This is a genomic window from Loigolactobacillus rennini DSM 20253 (genome assembly GCF_001436505.1).
Classification (GTDB): Bacteria; Bacillota; Bacilli; order Lactobacillales; family Lactobacillaceae; genus Loigolactobacillus; species Loigolactobacillus rennini.
The window spans coordinates 64237-74021 of sequence record NZ_AYYI01000015.1 but is presented as its reverse complement, the minus strand read 5'-3'; the positions used below and the strand labels follow the sequence as shown (position 1 = coordinate 74021).

8 protein-coding genes are annotated in these 9785 nt (G+C 41.4%); all 8 read left to right on the top strand.

Going from position 1 to position 9785, the window contains the following annotated elements; all coding sequences use genetic code 11:
* Positions 1–13: 13 nt before the first annotated feature.
* The 8 genes from cydD to purB all read left to right on the top strand — a co-directional run bounded on the left by cydD (position 14) and on the right by purB (position 9764).
* Positions 14–1699 (top strand): thiol reductant ABC exporter subunit CydD, encoded by a 1686-nt coding sequence (gene cydD, locus FC24_RS02450; protein ID WP_057873291.1) that lies wholly within the window; start codon positions 14–16, stop codon positions 1697–1699.
* Positions 1696–3429, top strand: coding sequence for a thiol reductant ABC exporter subunit CydC (gene cydC, locus FC24_RS02445; protein WP_057873290.1), 1734 nt, complete (start codon positions 1696–1698; stop codon positions 3427–3429). Before cydD ends, cydC begins: the two co-directional genes overlap by 4 nt.
* A gap of 74 nt (positions 3430–3503) precedes the next feature.
* Positions 3504–4418: a 1,4-dihydroxy-2-naphthoate polyprenyltransferase gene (locus tag FC24_RS02440; RefSeq protein ID WP_057873289.1), complete on the top strand. Its 915-nt coding sequence runs from the start codon at positions 3504–3506 to the stop codon at positions 4416–4418.
* Between the two features lie 103 nt (positions 4419–4521).
* The gene (locus tag FC24_RS02435) at positions 4522–5484 is read left to right on the top strand and encodes an aromatic acid exporter family protein (RefSeq protein WP_057873288.1); all 963 of its coding nucleotides are present in this window, start codon (positions 4522–4524) and stop codon (positions 5482–5484) included.
* A gap of 71 nt (positions 5485–5555) precedes the next feature.
* Positions 5556–6200: a glycoside hydrolase family 73 protein gene (locus FC24_RS02430; RefSeq protein ID WP_057873287.1), complete on the top strand. Its 645-nt coding sequence runs from the start codon at positions 5556–5558 to the stop codon at positions 6198–6200.
* A gap of 265 nt (positions 6201–6465) precedes the next feature.
* The gene (locus FC24_RS02425; protein ID WP_057873286.1) at positions 6466–7068 is read left to right on the top strand and encodes a xanthine phosphoribosyltransferase; all 603 of its coding nucleotides are present in this window, start codon (positions 6466–6468) and stop codon (positions 7066–7068) included.
* 252 nt (positions 7069–7320) lie between these two features.
* A complete protein-coding gene (locus FC24_RS02420) occupies positions 7321–8460 on the top strand; it encodes a 5-(carboxyamino)imidazole ribonucleotide synthase (RefSeq protein WP_057873285.1) in 1140 nt (379 codons plus the stop codon).
* Between the two features lie 8 nt (positions 8461–8468).
* Positions 8469–9764 carry an adenylosuccinate lyase gene (gene purB, locus FC24_RS02415; protein WP_057873284.1) on the top strand — a complete coding sequence of 432 codons (1296 nt, stop codon included), beginning with the start codon at positions 8469–8471 and terminating at the stop codon, positions 9762–9764.
* Positions 9765–9785 lie beyond the last annotated feature (21 nt).

Sequence of the window (9785 nt, the reverse complement as noted above, 5' to 3'; positions counted from 1 at the left end):
GGGCCTAGTACTTTTGGAATGGAAATACTTTCCAACACCAAAAATTCTAGACCCGATATTATTCCAGGGTAAGTATCTAGCACGGACAATTGTCAATTCTTGGCACTTGAAAGCATTGGCTTGGCTATATTGGCCAATGTTTTTCTTTTTCTTAGCTTTATTAGGGCGGCATTTAATTGAATGGGGTAAAAATCATATTTTAGACCATTATGCCAGCCGCGCCAGCGCTGAGTTACGGGATAAACTATTGACCAAATTATTTCATTTAGGGCCTAGTTTAGTCGCTAAACAAGGAACTGGTAATATGGTCACCATGGCCCTTGAAGGCATTGATCAAGTTGAAAATTATTTGACCTTGATTTTAAATAAAATGTTAAACATGATGGTAATTCCCATTATTTTGCTGGTTTACATTTTCACTTTAGATGTTCGTTCAGGAATTACGCTAATGGTAGTGGTTCCAATTGTGATTATGTTCATGATTATCTTAGGTTTTGCTGCTCGGGATAAAGCAGACCAACAGTATGCTGGTTATCAACAATTAGCCAATCACTTTGTCGATGCATTGCGTGGTTTGGCAACTTTAAAACTACTGGGAATCAGTGATACTTATGCGGAAAATGTTTACCAAGTTAGTGAATCGTACCGTAAACAGACGATGAATGTCTTACGGATTGCGGTGCTGTCGACTTTTGCGCTAGACTTTTTTACAACGTTGTCAATTGCAGTTGTAGCGGTTTTCTTAGGTTTAGCGTTATTGAATGGTCAAATGACCTTGTTTCCAGCTTTAGCAACATTAATTTTAGCGCCAGAATTCTTTTTGCCATTGCGTGATTTTTCAAACGATTATCACGCCACTTTAAATGGTAAAAATGCCATGAAAGCTGTTTTAGCCATTTTAGAAATGCCACAGCCACAACAACGGCACCTGTTAACGGCGGCACCGACTTGGAATGCTGACAGCGAGTTAAGCTTTTCAGCGGTAAATGTCAGTTATCCTGGCAGTAACGAAGCAGATTTAAATCAAGTTTCCTTTAGTGTCCATGGTTATCGTAAAATTGGCATTATCGGTGAATCAGGTTCAGGCAAATCAACTTTGATCAACACGTTAGGTGGGTTTTTACAGCCTAATCAGGGTGAGATCCAGGTTAACGGGCAAAAAGTACCACATTTAAGTCAAACACAGTGGCAGCAAAATTTTGCTTATTTACCTCAGAAACCTTATTTATTTCACGGCTCCATCGCCACTAACATTGCGTTTTACCAACCGCAAGCCTCGATGGCGGCCATTAAGCAAGCTGCCGCGCAAGCTGGCTTAAGCCAATGGGTGGCAACTTTGCCGCAAGGATTTGAAACTATCATTGGTGAAGGGTCACGTGCAGTCAGTGGCGGCCAAGGGCAGCGGATTGCGTTGGCCCGTGCCTTTTTGGATCGGCAACGGCGAATTCTATTATTCGATGAACCGACAGCACATTTAGACATTGAAACTGAAGCAGCTTTAAAGGAAACCATGGTCCCCTTATTCGATCAGCACTTAGTGTTCTTTGCCACGCACCGATTGCATTGGATGCAACAAATGGATTATGTCTTAGTGATTGAACGGGGACGTTTAGTTGAGCAAGGGACACCTGCTCAACTACGGGCAAAAAATGGCGATTATGTCCGGTTAATGAAACAAACGCGAGGTGAACAATTATGAAAAAACCTTTAAAACATGATACTTGGGTCAAACCATATATGACCAAGTATAAAGGGTTACTAACTTTAATTTTAGTGTTAGGGTTAGCCACCTTTATTTGCGGTGGGGCGCTGATGTTCACCTCTGGTTATTTGATTAGTAAATCAGCAACCCGGCCAGAAAATATTTTATTAATTTACGTGCCGGTTGTCTTAACCCGAGCCTTTGGGATTGCGCGACCAGTGTTTCGCTATGTTGAACGGTTGACTAGTCATAATTGGGTTTTAAAGGTCACTTCAGATCTACGCAAACGGTTGTACCAAACGTTAGCCAGAGATGCTTCCTTTTTTCAGCAGCATTTTAAAACTGGCGATATTTTAGGCATTTTGGCTGATGATTTAGGCCATTTGCAAAATTTATATCTACGAACTATTTTTCCCACTTTAGTCAGTTGGCTGCTTTACGTGGTGATTGTGATTGCCATCGGTTATTTTAGTTGGTTTTTTGCACTGGGTATTGCGTTATTATTGTTTGTGATTGTTGTCTTAATGCCATTGGTGTCTGTGGCTGTTCAAGGTGCGCGGACACAGCGGCAAAAGCAATTACAACATGACCTGTATACTGATATGACCGACGATGTTTTAGGACTATCAGACTGGGTTATTTCTGGCCGGCAAACCGATTTTGAGAAACGGCCACAACCGACGTTAAAAGCTGCTCGACAGAATACTTTGGCAATCCGGCGCTTTGAGTGGTGGCGTGATTTTCTGATCCAATTTATCTTTGGTTTGGTGGTCTTAGTGATTATTGTCTGGACTAATCAACAATTTACAGCCAATCAAAGCATGGCTAATTGGATCGGGGCGTTTGTTTTATGTTTATTCCCGTTGGTTGATGCATTTGCACCAGTTAGTCAAGGGGTTCAGGAATGGCCGCTTTACCGGACTTCTGTTGAACGGCTGAATGCGTTAAAACCAGTTCAACGTGACTTGCCACAGCAGCAAACTTTAGCTGCACCCGTTGCTAACATTGATTTTAATGCGGTTGATTTTCGTTATACTGCTGAACAAGCATTACTTTTAAAACAGTTTTCACTACACATTCATGCTGGTGAGAAAATTGCAATTTTAGGGCCTAGTGGGGCAGGTAAAACCACGTTGTTAAACTTGTTGCTAGGTGAATTAACGCCACAAGCTGGGCAGGTCAGCATTAATCAAGTGCCAATTACCGCATTGCAAAAACAACGCGCACAGCTGATTGGCATGTTGGATCAAAAACCGTTTTTGTTCAATACTTCCGTGATGAACAACATCCGGTTAGGCAAATTAAACGCCTCGGATAGTGCGATCATGACCGCTTTAGAAGCCGTTGAATTAGGTCCATTGATGCAACGGCTACCAGAAGGGGCTAATACGGTGGTTGAAGAAGCTGGCGCCCGTTTTTCCGGCGGTGAGCAGCAACGGCTGGCTCTAGCGCGAGTATTGCTTCAGGACGCACCGATTACACTGTTGGATGAGCCAACAGTTGGGCTAGATCCGATTACGGAAAAGGCATTGTTGAAGACAATTTTTAACGTGTTGCAAACTAAAACAGTGATTTGGATTACCCATCATTTACAAGGAATTGAACACGCAGACCAAATTATTTTCTTAGAACACGGGCAGATTGCCATGCAAGGATCGCCCCGTGAGCTTTACCGCACGAATGCTAGGTTCCGTAAACTTTATCAAATGGATCAAGGATTAGTTTAGCGGCGCATTCCGTGGTATGCTGTAAAAGATTGACCTAAACGAATGAATTTTGTTTAAAGGTAGGCGACACAGGCGTGAATTTATCAGTTTTTTTGGAATTAGTGGAAATTAAGGCAAAAACGGCTAGTGTCTTTCCGTTTTTACTAGGGACATTTTTTGCTTGGTACCATTACCGGCAATTACACCCTGTTTATTTATTAATTTTCTTTGTCGCGATGTTAATGTTTAACATGGCGGTAGATGCCAATGATAATTACCAAGATTACCGCCGGGCTACCCGGAATGAAGCCCTTGCCTTTCGCGAAAAGACCAATATTATCGGGGTGCATCATTTAAACGTCCATCACATTGGCTGGTTAGTTTTTTGGTTGACTGTGATTTCGGCGGCTTTAGGTTTATGGATGGTTAGCCAGACGGGCTGGCCGTTACTGTGGCTGGGATTGTTCAGTTATGCAGTGGGCTACTTTTATGCTGGTGGACCACGGCCGATTTCCACCACGCCTTTTGGCGAATTTTTCGCTGGCATCACCATGGGCTTTGTCATTTTTTTGATCAGCGTTTACATCAATACATTTGACGTGATCACCTTTAATTGGGCTTTTGTTTGGCCAGTGTTATTGTCTTCTGGCTTGGCGGTTTGCAGCATTGCCGATTTATTGTTAGCCAATAATATTGCCGATGAAAAAGAAGACAAAGAACTTGGTCGGCGGACCATTGTTTATTACATTGGTAAAAAGAGTGCATTAGTGTTGTTTGTTGGCCTTTATGTGTTCGGTTTTATCTGTTTGTTGGCGGCGGTGTTGTTAGGCTATTTGCCTAAACTAACACTATTAACCTTGTTGACAATACCGATTGTTTGGCGCAACACTAAGGGCTTTTTAGCGCGACAAATCAAAAAAATCACGTTCCCGTTGGCAATTAAAAATTTATTTTTAATTACATTAGCACAAGTAATTTTTATGGGACTTGGTGTATTAATTAACTGGTAATTTTTAAATAACGTATCCAAAGCGCAGGGGAGTTGCAGTTGCCTTTCGCTTTATGGATACGTTATTCTATTTATAACGATAATTTTTGGAGGCGTGTGAGGGTATGAAAATTGGTTGGCGCACTATTAAAACTGCTTTAGGTGCCGTAATTGCCATGGTGCTCGCTTATGAGCTGCATTTAAGTTATTGGGCAACAGCTGGCATTATTACCATTTTAAGTGTGCAAAATACTACCCGTTACTCGTTTACTGTTGCGGGGTTGCGGATTTTGGCAACGGTTTTAGCGTTTGTCATCGCTATTTTGAGTTTTTGGTTGTTAGGGTTTAATCCTTGGGCATTCGGGTTATTTTTATTGTTGTTCATTCCAGTAGCGATGCAGTTGCGACTGCAGGAAGGCATTGTTGTCAGTTCTGTTTTAGTGACTCATTTTTTGCTGCAAAAGAGTTATAGTTGGCACTGGCTAGTCAATGAATTCAATTTAATGCTAATCGGTGTCGGTGTCGCGTTGATTTTTAATTTATTCATGCCATCATTGCTAGCACAGATCAAAGGTTTTCAACAAGAGACTGAAGCGCAGCTCCAGCAAATTTTATTACAGATGGCGCAACAGTTGGCCGGTACGCCGGATGTTCCGACTTGGCAGCATCTGGGGGCATTATTGACCGTTATCCGTAAAGGTAATGAATGGGCTAATCGGCAGCGGGATAATCAATTGTTAATTGAAAATGACTTTTACCATTCTTATTTTGAAATGCGGCGGAATCAATATGAAATGTTACGGCAAATGCAGTCTAATTTAGATCAAATTACTTTGTCGTTAAAAGAAAGTGCGGCAATTCATGAATTATTGACGCAAGCAGCAGCTAACTCCGCCAATCCACAAAAAATTAAGCATTTGCAAAAGAGTGTCGCAAAGTTACAGACTAGGTTTGATCAAGGACCATTGCCCACTAACCGGGCTGAGTTTGAAAGCCGGGCCCACCTGTATTTATTTTTATTAGATTTTGAAACAATGCTAACACTAGCAGATGACTTTTACGCTAAAGTAATTTTAATGGAAAAATAATCTCTATTGACTATTTTTCTGTGTACAATAGAAATCACATGCACAATTTGTGACGAAGGGCAGGTGTTTGCGTGGCCAAAAAGCGTAAAAAGCGCAGGGGGCGTAATTTAATTAAGCAATTTGGTGTGCCGCAGCTGATTTTAGCAGGCATCATGCTAGCATTTATCGGGTTGTTGCTGGTGCGTTGCTTTGGTGAACAACCGCGAGTTGCAGTAGACGATACGGCTAGTCAGCAACAAGAACGTGTGCAGCAGCAACGGCAAGACTTTATTAAACGTTTAGCGCCAGTTGCCCAGCGGTTGCAGCACACTTATCACGTTTTACCCAGTATTACCTTAGCGCAGGCCATTTTAGAATCTGATTGGGGCACTAGCCAGTTGGCAACGCATTACCACAATTTATTTGGGGTTAAAGGTGATGATCCAGTAACAACGCAAGTACTTAAAACAAAAGAGTACCGAGATGGCCATTGGGTTGAAATTCGCGCTCGGTTTCAAGTCTATCAAAATGATACGGCAGCATTAGAAGCACACGCCAAATTATTGGCGCAAGGGACTAGCTGGAATCCTAATCAGTACCAGCATGTTTTAGCGGCAACGGATTACAAAACCGCCGCCAATGCATTGCAACAAGCAGACTACGCGACAGATCCGACTTACGCGCAAAAATTAATTAACGTCATCAAGGCTTATAAATTATATCAATATGATCGCTAATGTTCGGCTTTTAATAAAATTTTCATCATTTAAAGTCGTTTTATTGAAAATCATCATTGAAACTGGCACTTTACAGCTGGACAGTTAAAATTTAACTGATAAACACAAACAAATAGCATAAAATTTTAATTGTCATTCGGATTTTGCTGTGATACAGTAAAGCTAAACTAGCTGGCATAAAAACATCGCCTTAATGTGTTGGGCAACATTAAATTTGGTTTTGGGGCGTCTGATTCAGGCGAAATTAATTTGGAGGTTAATGATCATGAAATTACTTGAAGAACGGATTCGGCATGATGGACAAGTTTTACCCGGAAATGTGTTGAAGGTAGACAACTTTTTAAACCACCAGGTTGATCCTGAGTTAATGTTAACTATGGGTGAGGAGTTTGCGCGTTTATTTCGTGATAATGGCATTACCAAAGTTTTAACAGTAGAATCTTCAGGAATTGCCCCCGCTTTAATGACGGGTTTAAAATTACAGATGCCAGTTGTTTTTGCCCGCAAACACAAAAGTTTAACTTTAGTGAATGATTTGTATACAGCGACTGTTTACTCTTACACTAAAAAGGTTAGTAATAAAATTTCCATCTCAAAGAAATTTCTAGGGGCGCAAGATAAAGTGTTAATTATTGATGACTTTTTAGCTAATGGTCAAGCTGTTGCTGGATTAATTGAAGTTTGCCAACAAGCGCAGGCAGAAATTGTTGGTGTGGGAATTGCCATTGAAAAAACTTTCCAGCGGGGGCACCAACTGTTGAAAGAAAAGCACATTCGCTTGGAATCTTTAGCTAAAATTGCTGCGTTTGAAAATGGGCAAGTGGTTTTTACTGATGATTCTGATAATCACGTGGCGGCTGATAAATAAAAAAACACGGTAAAATGATGACAGCACTGCTGGTAAACGGCCTTGGTGCAGCGCCTTTTCTTTAACTATTGCCCAGTCAAATCAGCAGTTGCTTTTTTATTGCCTAATTTAATGAGCTAATTCTTTTTCAAGTTTACATAAGCATGCTTTAATGGTAATAGGAATACGTTTAACGCCATTTTGACGTTATCATACACCTAATGCTACGATAAAAGCGGTTTTAAGCAGATGTCAATAAAGGTTGTGAGAAAAGTGACCGCAGTAATTTATCCAGATAGTATGATTGGGATCATTGGCGGTGACGCTAATAGTAAAATGTTGGCCTTAACTGCAAAAAAATATGGGTTTCGTGTGGGCATTTTAACGGACACTTTAGACAGCCCCGCTGCTGGCATTGCAGATTTTACTGAAATGGGTGATATAAATTCTGTCACCAATTTACAAAAATTGGCGCAATTTTGTAATCCCATTGCGTATCAATACGAAAACATTGATGCCAGTGCTTTAGACCAGCTCAATACGGTTAATTTGCCGCAAGGGACGGATATTTTAGCGATTACCCAAGATCGGCAATTGGAAAAAGTCTTTTTTGAAAGTCATAATTTGAACATTGCGCCTTACGCAACGATTGTTGATATTAATGACATTTATGATGCGGTCAATGCGATTGGTTATCCTTGTGTGTTAAAGCCAATTCAAAAAAGTTACGGCCAACAATTTCAGCGGGTACTGTATAATGAAGCTGACATAGCCGGTTGCGAAAAATACCTTTCTTCAGGGACTTATATTTTAGAATCATGGATACCTTATGAAAGTGAATTAACCATTATGGTGGCTAAAGATGCTGATAAACAGCTGACTTACATGCCAGTGGTGGAAAATGTTTTTGTTAAACATGAATTATTTGAAACCATTGTGCCGGCGCGGATAAAACCGCCGGTATTAGCTGAAGTACAGCGGATTGCTGAATTGGTGGGCAAACAGTTAAATTATATTGGTGTCTTTGGCATTGAATTTTATTTGACGGCAACGGGTACGCTTTATGTTAAACGGCTAGTTCCCGGCCCGCACACTTCAGGTAACATTTTTAATGAGGCAACTAATATTTCGCAGTACGAATTACATTTGCGCACACTTTGCCACTGGCCACTACCTAAAATTAAATTGATCAGTCCTGCAGTGTCAGTGACTATCCCGCAGCGGCTGATTTCGGAGACTTTTACTCAGGTATTGATTAAACCGGATTGGCATTTTTATTATTATTTGGATAATGCGCAGGGTGAAAATGATCGGGCTGGGCACATCACAATTTTAACGCAAAATATTCGGCAAACTTTAGAACAGATCTATGACACTGAAATTTGGAATCAACCACCTAAGAAGACAAAGTGAGGCTTATCATGTTAAAACGCTATACACGCCCAGAAATGGGTCAGATTTGGACAGATCAAAATCGGTATCAAGCTTGGTTGGAAGTTGAAATTTTAGTTGACCAAGCTTGGGCGGAACTAGGTGAAGTGCCACAGGCGGATGCAGAAAAGATTCGGCAAAATGCTACCTTTGATCCGCAACGGATTGCAGAACTGGAGAAACAGACTAAACACGATGTGGTGGCTTTTACCCGCAATGTATCGGAAAGCTTAGGTCCTGAGAAAAAATGGGTTCACTATGGTTTAACGTCAACAGATGTTGTTGATACAGCCTTTGGTTACTTAATGAAGCAAGCTAATGCGGTGATTCAGCAAGATTTTGAACAGATTTTACAAGTGTTAGCACAGCAGGCTAAAAAATATAAAGACACTGTCATGATAGGGCGAACTCATGGTGTACACGCTGAACCGACTACTTTTGGCTTACGGCTAGCACAATGGTATGCAGAAATGAAGCGGAACCAAGAGCGCTTTACCCATGCTGCAAAGGGCGTTGAAGCCGGCAAAATTAGTGGCGCGGTGGGCACATTTGCGAACATCCCACCGTTTGTAGAAAAATATGTCACACAGCATTTAGGTTTACGGGCGCAAGACATTTCAACGCAAATTTTGCCCCGCGATTTACATGCAGAATACATTGCAGCGATGGCATTGACTGCGACTTCGATCGAACGTTTTGCAACTGAAATCCGCTCGTTACAGCGAACTGAAATTCACGAAGTGGAGGAGTACTTTGCTGCAGGTCAAAAAGGGTCATCAGCGATGCCGCATAAACGTAACCCGATCGGCTCGGAAAACGTCACTGGGCTAGCCCGAGTGTTACGTGGTCACATGTTGACCGCTTACGAAGATGTGCCGCTTTGGCATGATCGGGATATTTCCCACAGCTCTGCTGAGCGAATTATTATTCCGGATACGACGACATTGTTGGATTATTTATTACATCGGTTTACGCATATCCTTGAGACGCTAACAGTGTTCCCGGATAAGATGAAAGCTGATTTAAATGTGACCTATGGGTTAATTTACAGTCAACGGGTCATGCTAAAGTTGATTGAAAAAGGGATGAGCCGAGAAGCTGCTTATGATTTAGTACAACCTAAGACGGCCATTGCTTGGGATCAGCGGAAAGCATTCCGGCCGCTGTTAGAGGCAGATTCAAAAATCACCACTGTTTTAAGTTCAGCGGATTTAGATGATGCGTTTGATTATCGGTGGCATTTACGCCATGTTGATGAAATCTTTAAACGGGTCGGGCTAGCTTAATGTGATAAGTGTTGTTTATGT

Bases quoted from the DNA above. Each gene is read 5' to 3' on its own strand.
- cydC (WP_057873290.1), top strand. From the start codon at position 1,696: ATGAAAAAACCTTTAAAACATGATACTTGGGTCAAACCATATATGACC.
- FC24_RS02435 (WP_057873288.1), top strand. From the start codon at position 4,522: ATGAAAATTGGTTGGCGCACTATTAAAACTGCTTTAGGTGCCGTAATT.
- FC24_RS02425 (WP_057873286.1), top strand. From the start codon at position 6,466: ATGAAATTACTTGAAGAACGGATTCGGCATGATGGACAAGTTTTACCC.
- purB (WP_057873284.1), top strand. From the start codon at position 8,469: ATGTTAAAACGCTATACACGCCCAGAAATGGGTCAGATTTGGACAGAT.